General features: G+C 66.2%; 16 protein-coding genes. 2 read left to right on the top strand and 14 right to left on the bottom strand.

The window, feature by feature from the left end; translation table 11 throughout:
* Positions 1-124: 124 nt before the first annotated feature.
* On the bottom strand, positions 125-2,971 hold the full coding sequence (topA, locus tag AB0C34_RS11630) for a type I DNA topoisomerase (protein ID WP_357071267.1): 2,847 nt from the start codon (positions 2,969-2,971) through the stop codon (positions 125-127).
* Positions 2,972-3,350: 379 nt separating this feature from the next.
* Positions 3,351-3,557, bottom strand: coding sequence for a cold-shock protein (locus AB0C34_RS11625; protein WP_011206895.1), 207 nt, complete (start codon positions 3,555-3,557; stop codon positions 3,351-3,353).
* A 436-nt stretch (positions 3,558-3,993) separates the two neighbouring features.
* Between AB0C34_RS11625 and AB0C34_RS11620 the strand changes: the two genes are divergently transcribed.
* Positions 3,994-6,369, top strand: coding sequence for a DEAD/DEAH box helicase (locus AB0C34_RS11620; RefSeq protein ID WP_357070192.1), 2,376 nt, complete (start codon positions 3,994-3,996; stop codon positions 6,367-6,369).
* Between the two features lie 307 nt (positions 6,370-6,676).
* Here the strand turns inward: AB0C34_RS11620 and AB0C34_RS11615 are convergent, their stop codons facing one another.
* The 7 genes from AB0C34_RS11615 to ssd form a co-directional block, all read right to left on the bottom strand.
* Entirely contained in the window at positions 6,677-7,273 is a 597-nt protein-coding gene (locus tag AB0C34_RS11615) for an Rv3654c family TadE-like protein (protein WP_357071264.1), read from the bottom strand.
* A gap of 143 nt (positions 7,274-7,416) precedes the next feature.
* A complete protein-coding gene (locus tag AB0C34_RS11610) occupies positions 7,417-7,731 on the bottom strand; it encodes a TadE family type IV pilus minor pilin (protein ID WP_357070190.1) in 315 nt (104 codons plus the stop codon).
* A 62-nt stretch (positions 7,732-7,793) separates the two neighbouring features.
* Positions 7,794-7,994, bottom strand: coding sequence for a DUF4244 domain-containing protein (locus AB0C34_RS11605; protein WP_357071261.1), 201 nt, complete (start codon positions 7,992-7,994; stop codon positions 7,794-7,796).
* Between the two features lie 114 nt (positions 7,995-8,108).
* Complete coding sequence (locus AB0C34_RS11600; RefSeq protein ID WP_357070188.1) at positions 8,109-8,738, bottom strand: type II secretion system F family protein; 630 nt, start codon at positions 8,736-8,738, stop codon at positions 8,109-8,111.
* A gap of 254 nt (positions 8,739-8,992) precedes the next feature.
* Complete coding sequence (locus AB0C34_RS11595) at positions 8,993-9,784, bottom strand: type II secretion system F family protein (protein ID WP_357070186.1); 792 nt, start codon at positions 9,782-9,784, stop codon at positions 8,993-8,995.
* Positions 9,781-10,968, bottom strand: coding sequence for a TadA family conjugal transfer-associated ATPase (locus tag AB0C34_RS11590; RefSeq protein WP_357070184.1), 1,188 nt, complete (start codon positions 10,966-10,968; stop codon positions 9,781-9,783). Before AB0C34_RS11590 ends, AB0C34_RS11595 begins: the two co-directional genes overlap by 4 nt.
* A gap of 7 nt (positions 10,969-10,975) precedes the next feature.
* The gene (ssd, locus tag AB0C34_RS11585) at positions 10,976-12,085 is read right to left on the bottom strand and encodes a septum site-determining protein Ssd (RefSeq protein ID WP_357070182.1); all 1,110 of its coding nucleotides are present in this window, start codon (positions 12,083-12,085) and stop codon (positions 10,976-10,978) included.
* 367 nt (positions 12,086-12,452) lie between these two features.
* Here ssd and AB0C34_RS11580 point away from each other — a divergent pair, with 367 nt between their 5' ends.
* Entirely contained in the window at positions 12,453-13,262 is an 810-nt protein-coding gene (locus tag AB0C34_RS11580) for an HAD-IB family hydrolase (protein ID WP_357070180.1), read from the top strand.
* A 477-nt stretch (positions 13,263-13,739) separates the two neighbouring features.
* On the opposite strand, the gene AB0C34_RS11575 is transcribed toward AB0C34_RS11580, so the two are convergent.
* Genes AB0C34_RS11575 through AB0C34_RS11555 form a run of 5 tightly spaced genes read right to left on the bottom strand, consistent with a single transcriptional unit; the run spans position 13,740 to position 19,779 of the window.
* Positions 13,740-14,486, bottom strand: coding sequence for an oxidoreductase (locus AB0C34_RS11575; protein ID WP_357070178.1), 747 nt, complete (start codon positions 14,484-14,486; stop codon positions 13,740-13,742).
* 44 nt (positions 14,487-14,530) lie between these two features.
* Entirely contained in the window at positions 14,531-16,237 is a 1,707-nt protein-coding gene (locus AB0C34_RS11570; protein WP_357070176.1) for an ABC transporter ATP-binding protein, read from the bottom strand.
* Positions 16,234-17,193: an ABC transporter permease gene (locus AB0C34_RS11565; protein ID WP_357070174.1), complete on the bottom strand. Its 960-nt coding sequence runs from the start codon at positions 17,191-17,193 to the stop codon at positions 16,234-16,236. Before AB0C34_RS11565 ends, AB0C34_RS11570 begins: the two co-directional genes overlap by 4 nt.
* A complete protein-coding gene (locus tag AB0C34_RS11560; RefSeq protein ID WP_357070172.1) occupies positions 17,186-18,112 on the bottom strand; it encodes an ABC transporter permease in 927 nt (308 codons plus the stop codon). The genes AB0C34_RS11565 and AB0C34_RS11560 overlap by 8 nt, the downstream gene beginning before the upstream one ends.
* Positions 18,113-18,171: 59 nt before the next feature.
* Positions 18,172-19,779: an ABC transporter substrate-binding protein gene (locus AB0C34_RS11555; RefSeq protein WP_357070170.1), complete on the bottom strand. Its 1,608-nt coding sequence runs from the start codon at positions 19,777-19,779 to the stop codon at positions 18,172-18,174.
* Positions 19,780-20,298 lie beyond the last annotated feature (519 nt).

Here is a 20,298-nt window from a genome sequence, read left to right as displayed (position 1 = left end):
CGCGCCGTCGAGCGCCGTACGGATGATATCGACGTGACTGGAATGGGTGCGCCAGAGGTGCCGTACCGTGCAGCGCACCGACTTCCAGTCGATCAGGTTATGGCCGATGCCACCAGCCGAGTGCTCACGACTTTCCGACCCCGGTTTTCTTCGCCGCCGATTTCTGGGCCGTGGTCTTCTTGGCCACCGTCTTCGTAGTGGTCGCCTTGGTCGCGGTCGTCTTCTTCGCGGTGGCTTTCTTGGCGGCGGTCTTCTTCGCCGCGGTCTTCTTCGCCGCCTTCTTCACTGGGCCGCGCGCCCGCCGATCAGCGAGCAGTTCCATCGCCCGCTCGGGCGTGATCGACTCGATTTCGTCACCCTTACGCAGTGTCGCGTTGGTCTCGCCGTCGGTAACGTACGGGCCGAAACGGCCGTCCTTGATCACCATCGGCTTGCCGGTGGCCGAATCGTCCCCGAGTTCACGCAACGGAGCCGCACTGGATGCCTGCCGGCCGCGCCGCTTCGGCTCGGAGTAGATCTTCAGCGCCTCTTCCAGTGACACCGTGAAGATCTGGTCCTCGGTATTCAGCGACCGCGAGTCGGTACCCTTCTTCAAATACGGTCCGTATCGACCGTTCTGCGCGGTGATCTCCTCGCCGTTCGCCGGGTCGGCGCCGACCACGCGTGGCAGCGACAGCAGTTTGAGCGCGTCGTCGAGCGTGATGGTCGCCAGGTCCATCGATTTGAACAGCGAACCCGTCCGGGGTTTCGGCGCGGCGGCCTTCTTCGTAGTCTTCTTGGCAGGCGCTGAACTGTCCTCGACGGCAGGCTCGGGCAGGATTTCGGTGACGTACGGGCCGAAGCGTCCTTCCTTGGCAACGATCTCGTGCCCGGACGCGGGATCCACACCGAGTGAACGCCCTTCCTGCGGCGTCGAAAACAGCTTTTCGGCTACCTCGGGCGTCAGTTCGTCCGGCGGAAGATCGTCGGGCAGGTTGGCTCGCTGCGATACCGAATCCCCTTCGGGGTCATCGGAGTTGGCGACCAGGCGCTCCAGGTATGGTCCGTACTTGCCGACCCGGACGACGACATCGCGTCCTTCGGAATCGCTGAACAGCTTGATCGAGTTGATCTCTCGCGCATCGATGTCATCGAGCCGCTCGCCGACCATCCGCTTCAGTCCGCCCGACCGCGCGACCGAACCCTCCACGCCGTGCTCGCCGCCGAAGTAGAAGCTGGACAACCAGTTTCCGCGCTGCTCGCGTCCGCCGGCGATGGCGTCGAGATCGTCCTCCATCGCGGCGGTGAAGTCGAAATCGACCAGCCTGCCGAAATGCTCTTCCAGCAGGCCGATGACCGCGAACGCCACCCAGGACGGCACCAGCGCGCTACCGCGCTTGTACACATACCCTCGGTCGAGGATCGTCTTGATGATCGACGAATATGTCGAAGGACGGCCGATGCCGAGTTCTTCGAGTGTCTTGATCAGCGACGCCTCGGTGTAGCGCGCCGGCGGATTCGTACTATGCCCATCGGGATTCAGCTCGACGGCGGTGACGCCCTGCCCCTCCGCCAGCGCTGGCAGGCGGGATTCGGCGTCGTCGGACTGACCGCCGGCCTCCTCGTCCACGCTCTCCACGTAGGCCTTCAGGAAGCCGGGGAAGGTGAGGGTGCGGCCGGAAGCGGAGAACACACACTCCTCGCCGGTGGCCGCCACGCCGGTGATGCGCAGCGTCAGCGTGGTGCCCCGTGCGTCGGCCATTTGCGAGGCGACGGTGCGTTGCCAGATGAGTTCGTAGAGGCGGAACTCGTCGTTGTCCAGCCGCGAATGCAGTTGGCCCGGCGTAGCGAATGTATCGCCGGCAGGCCGAATCGCCTCGTGTGCTTCCTGGGCGTTCTTCACCTTGCGGTTGTATTGCCGCGCGGTCGGGTGCACATACTCGGCGCCGTAGAGCTGCGTCGCCTGCGCGCGCGCCGCGGCGATCGCCGACTCCGACAGCGTGGTGGAGTCGGTACGCATGTAGGTGATATAGCCGTTCTCATACAGCCGCTGCGCGACCCGCATGGTCCGCTCGGAGGTGAAGCGCAGCTTGCGCCCGGCCTCTTGCTGCAACGTCGAGGTCATGAACGGCGGATACGGCTTGCGGGTGTACGGCTTGGCCTCTGCGGAGGACACCACCAGGTCGGCGCCGTCCAGTGACTCGGCGAGCCGCCGCGCGTACCCCTCGTCCAGCACGATTACACCGGTGCTGACCTTGAGCTGTCCATCGGAGCCGAAATCGCGGCCGGAGGCGACCCTGGCTCCGTCGATGGTGACCAGCCGCGCGCCGAAAGTCCTCGGGTTGGTGGCGTCGCTGTCGGCGCCGTTGCCCGCATCCAGCTTCGCGGCGATGTCCCAGTACTCGGCCGAGCGGAACGCCATGCGCTCCCGTTCGCGCCGCACGATCACGCGGGTGGCGACCGACTGCACGCGGCCCGCCGACAAACGCGGCATGACCTTCTTCCACAGCACCGGGCTGACCTCGTAGCCGTAGAGCCGGTCCAGGATGCGGCGGGTCTCCTGCGCGTCGACCAGATCGCTGTCGAGTTCGCGAGTGTCCGCGGCGGCGGCTTGGATAGCGGGCTCGGTGATCTCGTGGAACACCATCCGCCGGACGGGCACCTTGGGCTTGAGTGTCTCGAGCAGGTGCCAGGCGATGGCCTCGCCCTCGCGGTCGGGGTCGGTGGCCAGATAGAGCTCGTCGGCGTCCTTCAGCAGGCTTTTGAGTTCGGTGACCTTGGCCTTCTTGTCCGGACTCACGACGTAGATGGGTTCGAAGTCGTTATCCACGTCCACACCGAGACGCGCCCAGGACTGCCCCTTGTACTTGGCCGGAACATCCGCCGCGCCACGCGGCAGATCTCGAATATGGCCGACCGACGCCTCGACCGTGTAGTTACGACCGAGGTAGGGCGCGATCTTGCGGGCCTTGGTCGGGGACTCGACGATCACGAGACGACGCAGGGGACGGCCCTGGTCGGCTGCACCGCGGTCTCGTGTTGCCACCGGCGAATACACCTTTCCTTATCGACCCGCGCTGCGTTGTTTCGCGCTGTGCGCGGCTGGGGCAAGCGGCTACGACGGCTGGACGTTGCCACCAGACACCGTTTATACCTCGACACCGCATGCGGCCGAGTGCTTGCGACTCGAACCACTGAGCGTACGCGCGTCGGTTCGAGTCAGTATGCCTTGTCTCGTGGCCCACACCGACGCCGCGGCATCCGCGGCGGGAGTTTCCGCCGATTGCGCGTGTCGTGTTCCTACCCCGGATATAGCTCGTCCCTCACCCCCGTTACCGGTGGTGAGGGACGGGCAATAGTAGTTGCGTCGCTCAGCTGAGCGCGCGAACTCCGGTGGCCTGTGGGCCCTTGGTGCCCTGGCCTACCTCGAACTCGACCTTCTGGTTCTCCTCGAGGGTGCGGAAGCCCGAACCCTGGATCTCGGAGTAGTGGACGAAGACGTCAGCGGAGCCGTCCTCGGGCGCGATGAAGCCGAACCCCTTCTCCGCGTTGAACCACTTCACAGTTCCCTGTGCCATTCTGTTCCTTCTCTTTTCTTACCGGAACGGCGGACAACTGGGTTCGTCCACCGGGTCCGTTCCGACCGTTGTACTGTTGGTTCCCCCTGCAGGAAAGCACCAAGCACAGCGTTCGCAACATCGATCCTGCTGACGGTTTGGACTTTGGATCCGTCCCTCGAACACAGAAGCTTGCGACCAGGAACCAGTGAACCATGTCTTCGGGCAATTCAACAGTCGCGTTACCGACAATTTGCAAAAAACTTGATCTTGCGAATGCGCAGGTGAGGGACACAATGGCGGAATCCAGACTTGAGGTTCGTTTGCCCCCTGATAACCGAGTCGGCGTTCGGCAAACAGGCTGTGACCCAGGTCGCTATTGGGTATCGAAATGGCAGGTAGGACTTCCCAAGCGCACACGTTTCACACTATCCGGGTGCATCGCGGAGCCCGCCTCATGAATCCACCGGAGTCTGCGCCCCGATCCGAACCCCCAACCGACCCCAGCTACGGGACATCGTTGCTGAATCGTGTCCGAGCCGGGCTCCCGGATAACGATCCGAGGTTGACCCATGTCGTCGAACTCGCCGCGCGTGCCGCCGATGTCACTGCTTGGCCCACCTGGGCATCGCCCGAAGTGGTTGCGGCGATGAAAGACAGCGGGGTCGATACACCGTGGACGCACCAGATCGAGACGGCGAACCTGGCTTTCGAGGGAAGGCATGTGGTCGTCAGCACCGGAACCGCATCGGGGAAGTCGCTGGGTTACCAGCTTCCTGTACTCACCGCGCTGCAGGCGGATCCGAAGGCCACCGCGTTGTATCTGGCTCCGACCAAGGCGCTTGGTGCCGATCAGCTGCGCGTTCTCGGCGCACTCACGCACGAGGGGCCGCTGCGTGATGTCCATCCGGCGAGCTACGACGGCGACACCCCGGCCGAAATCCGGCAGTGGGTGCGTGCCAACGCGCGCTGGATCTGCACCAACCCCGACATGCTTCACCTGGGGATATTGCGGTCGCATCAACGTTGGGCCCGCGTATTGCGCAGATTGCGCTATGTGGTCGTCGACGAATGCCACGCCTACCGGGGAGTTTTCGGCTCGCACGTGGCGCTGGTGTTGCGCAGGCTGCGGCGGATCGCCGCACGCTACGGCGCTGACCCGGTGTTCGTGCTGTGCTCGGCGACCACGGCCGAACCCGCGGCGGCCGCGTCGCGGCTGATCGGCGCGCCCTGCACCGCGGTTACCGACGACGGCTCGCCACGAGGAGCTCGGACCGTCGCGCTGTGGGAACCACCGCTGCTCACCACGATTGCCGGCGAAAACGGTGCGCCGGTGCGCCGGTCGGCCACCGCGGAAGCGGCCCGGATCATGGCGGATCTGGTGGCGGAAGGGGCACGGACCTTGACGTTCGTGCGTTCGCGGCGCGCCGCCGAACTCACTGCGCTGGAGACTCGCAGGCTGTTGGCCGACATCGATCCGGCCCTGGCCGAGCGGGTGGCGTCCTATCGCGCGGGGTACCTGGCGGAGGACCGGCGTGATCTGGAGACAGCGCTGTCCGACGGGTCGCTGCTCGCCGCCGCGACCACCACCGCCCTGGAACTCGGCGTCGATATCGCTGGCCTGGACGCCGTGGTGATCGCCGGCTTCCCCGGCACCGTCGCGTCGTTCTGGCAGCAGGCCGGACGCGCGGGCCGCCGAACTCAGGGATCGTTGGTACTGCTCGTGGCCAGGGACGATCCGCTGGATACCTACCTGGTGCACCACCCGGCGGCGCTGCTGGACAAGCCGGTCGAGGCCACCATCACCGATCCGCGCAATCCTTATGTGCTCGGGCCGCAACTGCTCTGCGCCGCATTGGAACTGCCGCTCACCGACACCGAGGCGGACGAACTCGGCGCGCGCGCGGTCCTGCGCGACCTGGCCGCGCAAGGGTTGATCCGGTGGCGGGCCGGCAAGAAGGGCGGGCGGTGGTACGTGACCGCCGAGACGCAGCCGCACGACGCGGTCGACGTGCGCGGCGGCATCGGGGCTCCCGTGGCCATCGTGGATGGCGAGACCGGCAGGTTGCTCGGCACCGCAGACGCGGGACGAGTATCGGCAACCCTGCACCAAGGCGCCGTTCACCTGCACCAAGGCGACACGTACGTGGTCGACGACCTCGATCTCGAAGACGGCGTCGCCTTCGTGCGGGCAGCCCAACCAGGATGGACCACCAGCGCCCGGCAGGTCACCTCGATCGGCATCGACGCGGTGGTCGACCAACACAGCCACGGTCACGTGACGACTGCACTGGTCCAGGTGCGGGTCACCAGCCAGGTGGTCGGCTACCTGCGCACGCTGGTCACCGGAGAGGTACTCGACTTGGTCGAACTCGACCTACCCGCGCAGACACTGCACACCAGAGCAGTCATGTACACCGTGACGCCGGAGTTGTTGGCGCAGGCCGGAGTCGAATTCGACGACGTCCCCGGCACGCTGCACGCGGCCGAGCACGCGGCAATCGGTCTGTTGCCCCTGGTGGCGACCTGTGATCGCTGGGACATCGGTGGCGTCTCCACCGCCGAGCACCCCGACACCGGGCTGCCCACCGTCTTCGTCTACGACGGCCAGCCAGGGGGATCGGGTTTCGCCGAGCGTGGATTCGCCCGACTGCGGCACTGGCTTTCGGCGACGCTCGCGGCCATCGAGTCGTGCGGGTGTGTGGCCGGGTGCCCTTCCTGCGTCCAATCGCCCAAGTGCGGCAACGGGAACCATCCGCTGGACAAGGCCGGCTCGGCACGCCTGCTCACGGCGGTGCTGTCAGAACTGACGTCGAGCGAAACCGCTGAATAGAGCGGGTGACGACGCGATCGTCGCACCCGGCCGGCTGCTATCCGACCGGCACGTCGTCGCGATAACTCGACCAGATTCGAGAGTGGATCGAGAGTGGAATGGAGCCACTTCACCCCTTCCGAATAAAAAGGAATATATTCATGTTAACTAGGCTATTGCCACGCGGCGATTTGCGAACACGCGCATTCATTTGTTTCGGCTGTCCGCGCCCGCCCGGGTAATTGTGCGACCCACATTTATTCAGCCAGCGCAATTCCCGATTTCCGCTAGTTCGACACCGACCTACTCGAGCGGCAGCGCACTCTGTTCACTCTTCGGCGGGCCCCGCTCGCGCCACTGCGCGAACGACCCGATCGCTATACAGACCTATTGGTATATTCCGTTCCACAGTGACCGTCACGTCCCACTCCGTGGCCTCGCAGACCTTGATTCGGGTTTGCATCCGCAACGCCACCTGTTCCGCCTCGGCGCACGCGATCTCCACTCCATCCACCAATGCTCCTGCCGCCGTCAGCGCCGCCAGGTCCGCCGCCGCCTGCGACCGATGTCGTGCTACCACCACGGTCCCGACGTTTCCGATCGTCAACGTCGCTGCGATCAGCGCCACCAGCCCAAGACACACGAACACGGTCGCCACGCCGTCCTCCCCGGACACCGCCCAAGCTCGCGCCGTAAACCGCCGTCGCGCGTGCTGAGCCGCGTCGGCGGCGGCGTCAACGCCAGCAACAGCAACAGCAACAGCGACGCCAGCAACACCGGCGGCCGCAGCTACAGCGTCGGCGTCAGCGTCGACCTCGGCTTCGACCTCGGCTTCGGCGTCGACCTCGGCGTCAGCAGCAGCGACGCCGCTTCGGTCGACCGAGTCTCCAACCACACCACCCACGATCGACGTAATGTCGTTCATGCTCACTGTGACGTTCCGGTGATCCACTCCATCACCGACGTCCGCGCGCGGCCCAGCCGAACCTCTGCCCATCGATGTGACGTGCATACTCACGGCGCTGCTCAGGAGCCTGCCCGCTGCCGAATGGCCGCGGAATTTCGCGCTCACTGTGTTACCCCGGGCTCGAGGGTTGCGACGGCCTCGGCGCGAAGTGTGAGTAGCGGCAGTAACGGAGTACGAACGGAGACCACGGCCAAGGCATGGGTGCTCTCGATGCGGACAGCGACCTCCGCACCGGGCGGGGCAATACGTTCTGCTACCGGGACGGCGTTCACACGATCACCTCGGGAGGTAAGGCGAGCCGCCTCGCGAGCGGCGTCGACACAGCGGATCTGCGCCGACGCCGCCAGCAGGGCACCGAGACACAACACGATCGCTACGACGACCGCGGTGAGCGCGATCGCAGCCTCGATTGTCACCGCCCCACGCTCCCCGGCGCGCTCGAAGCCACCGCGGCGCTGTCGGCCACCCGCACCGGTACCTACACCGTCGTGTTGAGCGCCCGGTCGATGATCTTCGTCAACGCGTTCACGATGCTGTCGCCCGTCACCACGCCGTAGAGCACGGCGCCGAACGCCGCCGCCGCGATCGTGCCGATCGCGTATTCGGCTGTGCTCATACCGTCCTCCGCGACCGCAGCCCGCAGTACGCGCCAACGCAAGCCCACATATACCGCCCGCAGCCCCTTGCCCGCGGACCTGGTGACCCGATCGATTCGCACTTGATTCCCCTCTCACTCCGGCCCGCGCGGTCCCTCCGCACGAGCGCGTTCCCGTACGGCAGGTTCGCCGCGGCGTCACAGCAGACCACCTCCGAGCACCCGGCCCGCCAGTCCAACTACCACGGGCACGATGCCGAGGCAGACGAAGGCGGGCAGGAAGCACAACCCGAGGGGACCACCGATCAACACCCCCGCCCGCGCTGCCTTCGCGGCGGCCACGTCTTCGAGCGCACTCCGGCGCTGCTCCGCCAACTCCCCGACCGCGACCGCCAGGGAGGCACCGGATCGCGCTGAGCGCCGTGCCATGCGCGCCAGCGACTCGATCTCCTCGCCTCCCGCGCGCCCGACACCGTCCCGGCCGACTCGTTCCCACGCCGTGGCCGCGTCGGCGCCGAGTGCGAGGAGATCTGCCGCCCGCCGCAAAGCCTCCCCCAGTGATCCTGGCGCGACGGGCGCCACCGCTCGCGCCGCGGCCGTCATCGGCAGCCCAGCCCGTAGGCAGGCGGCCAGCAGGTCGAAGACCGACGCGACCGTCAGCGGATCATCGGTCTTCCGGCCTGCCTCGCGCGCCGACTTGTCCCGTCCGCTATTTGGATGCCCGAGGGCATGTAGGCGGCGACTCACCGCAACCCGTCCGGGCAGAAGCGCCGAGGCGACCGCCGCCAACAACAGCGGCAAGGCCCAATTCTCTGTGGTGAACTGCATCGCCAACCCCCGTCACGAGAACCGATGCGCGAAAATACTTCGCACACTGCACAATCGACCATCGATTGGAGCGCGCCCCGTGGGCGCCGACGACCGAACTCCCCGGCGAACCAGACCTGACCGGTGATCGGCGCGTCGATCTCGACCTGCATCCGATTGGGCCGTTCCGCATGCTGCTCGGTGGCGACGAGATACCGCGCGTACCTGCCCGACGCACATCAGTTCCCGGCGTGACACCATCGACGAACATTCCCTCATACCAGCACCTTTCGAGTTATCATGTCCGTCCACAGCAGACCAGCGCAGGCAAGGCCGGCGCCGAGCGGCAGCAACACCGTCCCGGCCGGCGAGGCAAAGAGGACACGAAGGGGCGACGCGTCCATCAGCTCTCCCAGGGCGATCCCCAGACACGGCAGACCCGCGAGAACCGCGGCGGTCGCGCGAGCACCTGCCAACGCCGCCGTCGTGCGACCGCGAAACCTTATGCGGCCCGCCAGATCGGTGCGTGCCGCGGACAGCAATTCCGCCAGGGCAAGACCGTGCCGTTCGGCGACCTGCCAGGCATCGGCGATTCGGGACAGCTCCACCGCAACGGTCGAATTCGATTGCCGCAGACCATCCGCGGCCGAACCGCCGAGTTTGCTGCGCGCGGCACAGACGGCGAACATGCGTGCGGAGTCACCCTGCGATTCTCTCGCCGCCATCTCCGCCGCGGCACTCGGATGCGCACCGACCCGCAACTCACCGATCATGGCCTCCAGCGCATCTAGCAGGAACCCACACTCGGTGTGCGCGCGCCGGTCCCGTGCCGCCCGGTGGACGCGAAGGCCCACGGTCCCCGCGATCAACCCCGCCGCGAGAACCGGCCCCAGCCCGAAAGCGATTACCGCGGCGGCGCCCACGGGCGGAACTGTTGCGAACACCATGCGCTGTAGCGGCTTTCGATGCTGCTCGCGTGCGGTGGACATTCGCGTGAACCGCCGGCGTGCGGGCGACGCCGGAAGCGCAAGCACCGAGAGTGCCAGGCACACCATCGCCGCACTCATCGGTCGAGCCGTTCGGCTAGTAGCCGGGACAACTCCGCGGCGGCCGGGGCCTCGCCGGTAGCGTCCCAGGCGGGAGTGATCCGCACGCGGTCGGCGTCGTCGCGGCGCACAAGGCCGATCTCGCGGAGCCCACGTGATCCATCCGCTCGGCGATGCACATGCAGGACGACTTGCACGGCGGCGGCGAGTTGGCTGTGCAGGGCCGCACGGTCCATTCCACCGAGCGCCGCGAGGGCTTCGAGTCGTGCGGGCACCTCACGCGGCGAGTTGGCGTGCACGGTGCCGGCGCCGCCGTCGTGACCGGTATTCAAAGCGGTCAGCAGGTCGACTACCTCAGCTCCCCGCACCTCGCCGACCACAATTCGATCGGGCCGCATACGCAGCGCCTGCCGGACCAGGTCGCGGACCGTGACTTCGCCGACGCCCTCCACGTTCGCGGTCCTGGCGACCAGGCGAACCACATGCGGATGCGGAGGAGCGAGTTCGGCCGCGTCCTCGACGCAGACGATCCGTTCGGTCGGACCCACCGTGGCGAGCAGGCCGGACAAGAGCGTCGTCTTGCCCGCGCCAGTACCGCCGACCACGAGAAAAGCCAAGCGCGCCTGCACAATCCGCTCCAGCAGCAGTTTCGCGTCGTATGTCACCGCACCCGTGGCGGCTAGTTCGGCAAGTCCTTGGGTGGCCGGACGCAGGACGCGCAGTGACAGACACGTACCGCTGTGGGCGATCGGCGCGAGCACCGCATGCAGGCGAACCCCAAACGAATCACCCAGCGCCGCACCGGTCCCGGACAGTCTCCCGTCCACCCATGGCTGCGCATCGTCGATTCGCCGCCCGGCCGACAGCGCCAGCCGCTGCGCGAGCCGACGAACCGCGCTCTCGTCCGGAAACTTGATCGAGGTCTTCTCGAGTCCGTGACCCCGATCTATCCATACCGCGTCCGGGCCCGTCACCAGCACATCCGCGACGTTCGGATCGTGCAGCAGCGGTTCGAGCACACCCGCGCCGGTCATCTCGGTCTGCAACAACCGAAGGGCGCGCAGCAAGTCGGTGTCGCCGAGTACCCCGCCGGCCTCGGCCCGAATAGCGGCGGCAACTTGCGCCGGATCCGGATCGCCTGTCGCTGTGGCCAATCGCTGCCGCACCCGATCCAGCAGCTCGGCGGTCACCAACGCACTCGTCATCGCCTGTTCACCGCCGCTGTGCCGTCGGGGCGCTCAGCACTGCGAGCACAGCATCGGCGGCATCGCGCAATGGTCCCCTGCGGCGCACCGAGAGCCCACCGCGCTCCAGGTGGTGCGCGAGTCCGGTCTGGCCGGGAACGGCCGCGAGCAGCGGACGATCGAGCACCTCGGCGACTTCGGCTCCGCGCAGACCGCCAGGCGCGGGCCCACGTACGATCAAACCCTGGTTGGGGTTTCGCCGCGTGATGTAAGCGGACACCGCCTCGGCGGCCGCGACGGCTCGCAGCCGCGCCGGAACAACCAGAACGACGAGATCCGCCGCGTCGAGCATCTGATCGGCATGCGGTCCGCGCTCAGCCGAGATATCGCACACCACCAAATCACCCGCCGCGCGGCCTGCTTCGATCACCGCGCGGACGGCAGCCGGCCCGAGCTCCCGTGGCAACTTGCCCGCACCGCTGCGCCCGCAGGACAGCACCACCAGGCCGGGAGCGGCGGCGGGCAGCGCGCTGTGCAGTGCGGCGGCAGACACGCGGCCGTCCTCGACGACCAGGTCTGACCAGCGTGTCCCTGCCGTGGTCTCGATGCCGAGTAGCAGGTCGAGACCGCCCCCGAAAGGCGCGCCATCGACCAGCAACGTGTCGCGCCGGAACCTCTCGGCGGCGGCGCGCAGCGCGGTCGCGGCAGCCAGAGTGGACGCGCCGGCACCACCGCTCGCCCCCACGATGGCGACGACGATCCCGTCGCCCGCCCGGCGTTCGCCGTACGCAGCAAACATCTCGATCAGGCCCACCGCGGCACCGGGCAGCGCGATAACCCGCTCCGCACCGATCGCCGCCGCCGCCTGCCAATCGAGCAATCCTGGCTCACCGTCGGTTACCAAAACCACACCCGCCCGGCGCCCGTAGGCGGTCGCCACGGCGTCCCGTGCGGCGCTTGTATCCAGAATCACCAGCGGCGCCCCGGTCCACGCGTGCCGGCCGACCGGGTGTTGCCGTTCGTCGAGACTCCGCACGGCAGCGGCTGCGACACTCCGGACTTCGTCACGCAGACGATCGTCGTGGATGAGCACGAGCGCCGGTGCGGGACCGTCCGTCGGTGCAGCGTCGATATTCATGCAGGTCAGCGTGGCTGAACGCGATTAAAGAAAAAAGGCGCGGGGCGCCGAATGTGGATAACTCGCGGCCTGTGGAAAACTTGACGCCCCTCCGGCCGCGCAAACGTCTCCGAAATAGAGGACGGCCCCAGCCGGGGGGGGAGGAGGCTGGGGCCGTCGGGTTCAGCCCCGGGGGGTCGGGCTGAACGCGCCTGGACTATGTCCAGGTGCCAGCAATACTACACCCAAGCACCGCCCACAACGCAAGTCTGCCGTAGGCGGTCTTTGCGGCCATCAGGGCCTCGGCGTCTGTGGGGCAAACTCGCCACCCGGGCCGCTCAGCACAGCCCATCCCCCGTCGGATTTCGCGCATGCCTATCCTGGTCGGGTGGACAATCCAGCCACCGCCGACGGACGCGTTGCCGCCTTTTTCGATCTGGACAAGACCGTGATCGCCAAGTCGAGCACGTTCGTGTTCAGCAAGCCCTTCTACGCGCAGGGACTCCTGAACCGACGGGCTGTCCTGGAGAGCAGCTACGCGCACTTCCTGTTCCTGCTGTCGGGCGCCGACCACGACCAGATGGAGCGGATGCGCGCCCATTTGACGAACATGTGCGCAGGTTGGGATGTCGAACAAGTGAAATCCATTGTGGCCGAGACGCTGCACGCACTGGTCGATCCGCTGATCTACGCCGAGGCGGCCGATCTCATCGCCGACCACAGGATTCGCGGCCACGACGTGGTGATCGTGTCGGCCTCCGGCGAAGAGGTCGTCGGCCCGATCGCGGAAGCACTCGGCGCCACGCGCACCGCGGCCACCCGAATGGTCGTGGCGGACGGCAAGTACACCGGTGCGGTCGAGTTCTACTGCTACGGCGAGGGCAAGGTTGCCGCAATCGAAAAGCTCGCGGCCGACGAGGGATATGACCTGTCTCGTTGCTACGCCTACTCCGACTCGATCACCGACCTCCCGATGCTGAGCGCCGTAGGCCATCCCACCGCGGTCAATCCGGATCGCAACCTCCGGCGCGAAGCCACGGCACGCAGCTGGCCGATCCTGACCTTCTCCAACCCGGTATCGCTGTGGGCACGTTTCCAAGCCCCGTCATCCACCACGCTGGCGGCGACGGTCGCGCTCGGCGTGAGCGCGGTGTTGGCCGGTGCGATCAGCTACCGGCTGCTGCGCCGTCGGCGCTGACGTTCGACGTGCCCATCGGCCTCCGCATAGTGTCAGCCGAATGTTTGCCGATGACACACAACGGCCGCGCGACCAGGGATTTAACCACGAAATGCCGAACAACATGCCGGTTATTGAATGTTTCCCGACCTCTTGATGTGAGTGCGGTCACAGTGTAAAACTGTAATTACGGAAGGCCGGAAGGCCAAGGCAGAACCGGAAGAGAAGGTACTGTCTCCCATCCATCCCTCCGTGCACGGACACCAGGCACCCACGCGGAGCGCGCCGCGACAAGGGCAACAGCGTTGTGGGCCTGCGAAATCCGGGTATTCGACGGCGAGGGCCTCGCACAGGTTGCGGGGATGAACCGGCGACGTCCGGATGGTCGCCGAGGCCGCAGAACACAACCCACCCAGCACGCTTGGTAACCGGGTAGTCCGTGCCAGCGGGCGGTGAGGTCGAAAGACAACGCCGCCCGCTTTGACGTGTACGGACTTGTTATCCCGCCGCCGAATCGGCGATCGAGATTGCTTCGCGCGCCCCATCCTCGAGCGCGCCGCAACACAGGATCACCCAGCCGCCTACCGCATCTGGATCGCCCGTCCCGAACGCGTCGGCTCCTTCTACATACGCTCGTCGTCGACGCAACCAGAACACCTCTGGCACACCGAGGCTGTGCGGGTCAAGTCCGCTCGACACCGCAACCAGGCGCGAGGCCGCCCGCGCCACCACACCGTCGGCTGTTCCGAACGGTCGCAACGCCAGTAGCTCACCGTGTACCACCGCGGCGATCACCGGCGCGGGCGCACTCGATCCGAGCACCGTCTGCACCAGCAGATCCAGCCGCTGCGCCACTCCCGGGTCGTTGCGCGGCCGTCCGAGCGAGTCCGTCCTGGGCTCGAGGTCGGCGGCGGCGAGCAGATGCAGCCGCGCCAACGCCTGCAACGGCGCCCGCTGCCAGGTGCCGACCAAGTTCCGCAGCGCATCACCGTCCAATGCCTGCCCGACCCGCAGAGCCCCGGCCAGAACCGGATCAGCCACTCGGCCGTCGGCGGGCAGTTCGGTGCTGCCGCCGTCGAGGGCCGCCGAAGATCGGGCCGCGCGCACCGCAGCTTCCGCCGCCGTGGTCGGCCACCCGCGCCGGTTCGCCTTGTGCCGGTGCACCTCGGCGAGGGCATCGCGGGCACGGTCGGCCGCGTCCTGGACACCTGGCAGATCGACGAGGGACTGGAGCGGATCGGTCACGGCATACGAGGCTACTTGCGGCCGCGCGAATCGAATGGCCTGCCCTATCCGGCCAGCAGGTCACGTCCTGGGATCGCGTCCAAGAGCCGCCGGGTGTACTCCTGCTTCGGATCGTCGAACACCTCGTTCGTCGGTGCCGCCTCGACCACCTTCCCACGCTGCATGACCAGCACATCGTCGGCAATCTGCCGGACAACGGCCAAGTCGTGGGTGATGAACAGATACGACAGTCCGAGTTCCGCCTGCAGGTCATTGAGCAGCCGCAGAATCTGGGCCTGCACCAGCACGTCGAGCGCGGAGACGGCCTCGTCGCACACGACGACCTCCGGCTGTAGCGCGAGCGCCCGCGCGATGGCGACTCGCTGGCGCTGCCCACCGGACAACTCATTGGGATAGCGCCGCAGCACGGTGGACGGCAACGACACCTTGTCGAGCAGCTCCCGGACCTTCGCCGCGCGCTGCGCCGGCGTCCCGATCTTGTGCGTGCGCAGCGGCTCCTCGATCGTGCGGTAGATCGAGTACATCGGATCCAGCGAGCCGTACGGGTCCTGGAAGATGGGCTGCACCCGCCGCCGGAATGCGAAGACACCGCGCCGATCCAGCGTTGCCACCTCCTTGCCGTCGAAGCCGACCGACCCGGAGGTCGGCTCGAGCAGCCCGAGCACCATCTGTGCGACGGTCGATTTGCCCGACCCGGACTCACCGACAATTGCCATGGTGGTGCCGCGCCGCAGCCGGAACGACACATCGTCGACCGCGGCGAAATCGGTCGTCTTCCACGGCGCGCCACCACGAATCCGGAACACTTTGGTGAGATGTTCGGCCACCACCACCTCGTCGGGAACGACCACCAAGTCCTCGTCCGCCGCGGCCGTCCGTTCGGCGACCTGCACCGACTGCGCGCGGATCTCGGCCCGTCGCCGCACCGATGACAGCCGCTGCGAAGCCAGGGACGGCGCCGAGTTCACCAGCCGTTGGGTATACAGATGCCGCGGTTCCCGCAAAATCCGCAGGGCTGGACCGGATTCCACGACCCGGCCGCGATACATCACGACCAAGTGTTCCGCCCGCTCCGCGGCGAGGCCGAGGTCGTGTGTGATCAGCAAGACCGCGGTGCCGAGTTCGGTGGTGAGCCCGTCGAGGTGATCGAGGATCTGCCGCTGCACGGTGACGTCCAGCGCGGAGGTCGGCTCGTCGGCGATCAGCAGCTTGGGACGACAGGCCAGCCCGATCGCGATCAGCGCGCGCTGGCGCATTCCGCCGGAGAATTCGTGCGGGTACTGGTTCATCCGTCGCTCGGCATCGGGCATCCCCGCTTCCGCCAGTAGCTCGATAGCCCGCTGTCGTGCCGCCCTGCCTTTCGCGATGCCGTTCGCCTCCAACGTTTCCCGGATCTGGAAGCCGACCTTCCATACCGGGTTGAGATTCGACATCGGATCCTGTGGCACCAGACCGATACCGCTGCCGCGTATGGCGACGATGTCCCGTCTCGAGGCCGCGGCGAGATCCGTGCCGTCGAACTTGATCGAGCCGGAGGTGATCCGACCGGTTCCGGGCAGCAGATCGATGATGGCGTGCGCCGTGGTGGACTTCCCGGAGCCCGATTCACCGACGATCGCCACGGTTTGCCCCGGATACACCGACAGATTCACATCGCGGACTGCGGCGACCCGCTCGCCGTTGGCGGTGAAAGCCACATTCAGGTCGGTGATCTCGAGCAGCGGTGCCTGCGTCTGCGCCGCATCGCTCATCGCTTCCTCGCCTTCGGGTCGAGGGCGTCACGCACCGCGTCGCCCAGCATGATGAAGCTCAGCACGGTGAGTGCCAGCGCCGTCGCCGGATAGAACAGGATCGCCGAGGTGCGGATCTCCTTCTGTCCGGAGGCGATATCCGCACCCCAGGACACGACCGTGCGCGGCAGGCCGACACCAAGGTAGGACAGCGTCGCCTCGGTGACGATGAAGACCCCGAGCCACAGCGTGGTGACCACGATCAGCGGTCCCGCCGCGTTCGGCAGCACGTGACGCAACAGTGTCTGTATTCGGGAGACCCCCAAAGCCTGTGCCGCCGTGACGTAATCGCTGTTCTTCGCTTGAATCACCGCGCTACGAGCGATCCGTGCCGCCTGGGGCCAGGTGAACGATGCGAGGATGACGATGACGGTCCAAATCGTGCGCGAATCCAGCAACTGCATGAGCACGATGGCAGCCAGCATCAGCGGGATCGCGTAAAAGATCTCGGCTACCCGGGACACGATCGAGTCCAGCGGCCCACCATAGAAGCCGGCAAGCGCCCCAAGCGTGCCACCGACCAGCAAGAACAGCGCCGTCGCACCGACACCCGCCAAGACCGAAGCCCGCGCGCCATACACGGTTCGGGCGTAGATATCGCATCCCTGCTTGTCGAAACCGAACAGGTGCCCGGCATCGCGTGGGTCCATGCTGAAATCGCCGTTGCAGTATCTCGGGTCCTGGCCGGTGAACAACCCCGGCCAGATCACGACGATCAGCACGAACGCGATCAGCAATGCCGCGACGACGAAGATCGGATTGCGCCGCAGCTGCCGCCAGGCGTCCCGCCAGATGCTCGTCGGCACACCGGAATCCACCACGACGTCGGTCGCAAGCACCTCGACCTCGTCGGGTGGCGCGACGAAGTGCTGCTGCCCACCGCGCTCCGGACCGGCGCCGTTATCCAGATCAGGCATAGCGGATCCTCGGGTCGAGTGCGGCGTACAGCAGGTCGACAACCAGGTTCGAGATCAGGAAGATCACGATCAGCACCGTGACGAACGAGACCACCGTGGGTGGCTCGCCCCTGGTGATGGCCTGGTAGAGCGTGCCGCCGACGCCGGGGATATTGAAGATGCCCTCGGTGACGATCGCACCGCCCATCAATGCTCCGAGATCGGCGCCGAGAAAGGTGACCACCGGGATCATCGAATTACGCAGGATGTGCACGGTGACTACCCGCGGTCTGCTGAGCCCCTTCGCAGTCGCGGTGCGGACATAGTCGGCAGACATGTTCTCCGCCACCGAGTTCCGCGTCAGACGTAGCACATAGGCGAACGACAGCGAACCGAGTACGAAGGCGGGTACCAGCAACTCGCCGATACTCGCCTTCCCGGTCACGGTCACCGGCGCGATCCCCCATTTCACGCCGAGCAGAAACTGCGCGAGGAAGCCGACGACGAAAACCGGTACCGCGATGACGATCAGGCTGATCACCAGCATGGTCGAGTCGAAGAGCTTTCCCTTGCGCAGCCCAGCGATCAGGCCGAAGACCACGCCGAACACGGCTTCGATCAGCAACGCCAGCAACCCGAGTCTGATGGTGATCGGGAAGGCACGAGCGAGTTCGTCGCGCACCGGTCTTCCGGAGAACGCCGTGCCGAAGTCCAACGTGACGATCCCTTTCAAATACAGCAGGTATTGGACAATAAAGGGCTGGTCGAGGTGATAACGCGCCCGCAACTGGGCTTCAACCGCCGGTGTCATCGGTTTATCGCCCGCCAACGCGTGAATCGGGTCACCGGGGATCAAGAAAACCAGCGCGTAGATGAGCAGCGTTGCCCCGAGGAACACGGGGATCATCTGGAGCAGACGCCGCACGACGTACCAGGCCATTTCGCCTCCTGGGTGAGCGGCGATCCGCGTAGCTCGAGGCGACGCGGATCGCCGAGCGGCTACTTCACGATGTTTTCGAAGTCGAACAGACCGTTCCAAGCGAGTTCGGCCTTGCGCACCTTGTCCGAGCGACCCGCGGCCGCGACGTAGTCGAGCACCGGGATATCGGCCAAGTCCCTGATCAGCAGGGCTTGCGCCTGCGCGACGATCCGGTAGGACTCCTGCTGCGTCGGCGCGGCCTGGGCGGCGTCGAGCAGATGGTCGAGTTCGGGGCTCTTGTAGTCGACGTTGTTGGTGTCGGAATAGCTGTAGTACTGCGAGGTGAGGAATTGCAGCATGGTGGGGTAGTCACCCTGCCAGCCGTAGCGGAACGCTTTGCCGATGGTGCGCGCGTTGATTTCATCGCGAACGTTCTTGAACGTCGGGTACGGCGTGCCGACGGCATCGATGCCAAGGGTGTTCTTCACGCTGTTCGCCACCGCCTCGATCCATGCCTGGTGGCCGCCGTCGGAGTTGTAAGCGATCTCGTAGCGTCCTGACCACGGTGCGATCGCGTCGGCTTGCGCCCACAGCTTCCTGGCCTCGTCGGGGTTGTACACCAGTACCTCCGAGCCGGGCAGGTTCCCATCGAAGCCGGGAAGCGTGCTCGCGGTGAAGTCGCGAGCTGGAATCCTGGTGCCGTGGAAGATGTTCTCGCAGATCTGTTCTCGGTTGATCGCCATCGAAATCGCCCTGCGCCGCAGCAGCCCTTCCATGCCCGCGAAGTGCGCGACATTGGACTGGATGCCGACGTGCTGATTCTGTGCCGTCGGTTTCGTGATCGCTCGGTCGCCGAGGTCCTGCCGGTAGGAGGTGAGGGCACTGTCGGGCACGGTGTCCAGTGCGTCGAGATTGCCGGACTGCAGATCGGCGTAGGCGGTATCGAAGGACTGGTACATCACGAATCGAAGGCCCTTGTTCTTGGCCGGGCGACCGCCGTGGTACTCCGGATTGGGCACCAGATCGATCTTGACGTTGTGTTCCCACGCCCCGGCACGAGCGAACTTGTACGGACCGTTTCCGATCGGGTTCTCACCGAACGCCTTCATGTCCTTGAATGCCGCCGCTGGCAGCGGATAGAACGGTGTGAACCCGAGCTCGGACTCGAAATCGATCGACGGCGCCTTCAGCTCGATGGTGAAGGTACGGTCATCGATCACCTTCAGGCCGGACATCGTCCGTGCTGTCGGGTTTTCCGCAGACACCTCGTCGAAGCCGATGATCGGGGCGAAGACATAGCTCTGCAGTTGGGCGTTGGTGCCGAGCGCACCGTAGTTCCAGGCGTTGACGAACGACTCGGCCGTGACCGGGGTGCCGTCGCTGAACTTCCAGTTCGGCCGCAGGGTGACGCGATAGTTCTGCCGATCCGTGGTCTGGATCGACTCCGCCACTTCGTCGTGCGCCGTGCCGCTGGCATCGTAGTGTTTCAGGCCCGCGAACAGTCGGTCGACCACACGCCCGCCCATGTTCTCGTTGGTATTCGTAGGTACCAGCGGATTCTGTGGCTCGCCGCCGTTCACGGTGACGAGGTCGGCGTCGGCGCCGTCATTCGAGGAGCAGGCGGCAAGCCCGAGGCCTGTTGCCAGAAGTACAGCAGCGGTCAGCGCCGTTGCTCTGGGGAATCTCAACGCATTCTCCCGGTCCGAGAAGGGGGGACCTGCCGACACGCGCACGAAATCCATCAGCGCACGCCGGCACGATCCGCTTTAGATGGTTCGCAGAGTATCCATCGAAACAAGAACTGTCACTGAACTGACCCAAGTTCATTCCACTTGTATCAGTCCGGAAACATCCCCGAAACACGCCAAATCTTGCACAAAAATGACCTACTGACCACAGTATTGCCTCTACCTGGGTCATACGGTGGCACCACGGTCGACCACCGGATGTGCCTCGCGCGACAACATGACCGCATCGAAACCCGGGCGGACACGCCCGACGCGGCCCAGGTTCGAGTTGATTACTGTCGAACGTGGCTGCGTTGATTCGTGTGCTCAGGCTACGTGGAAAGAAGAGACGAGATGACCGAAACCACCGCCGACCACGGGGGCTCCTACCCGCCGAGTGCGGAGTTCGCTGCCGCGGCGAATGCCGATGCCACCCTCTACCAGCGGGCAGCCGCCGACCGTGACGGCTTCTGGGCCGAG

Source organism: Nocardia sp. NPDC049220 (genome assembly GCF_040647855.1).
Classification (GTDB): Bacteria; Actinomycetota; Actinomycetes; order Mycobacteriales; family Mycobacteriaceae; genus Nocardia.
The sequence above is the reverse complement of the archived record's forward strand: the minus strand, read 5'-3'. Positions and strand labels throughout refer to the sequence as shown.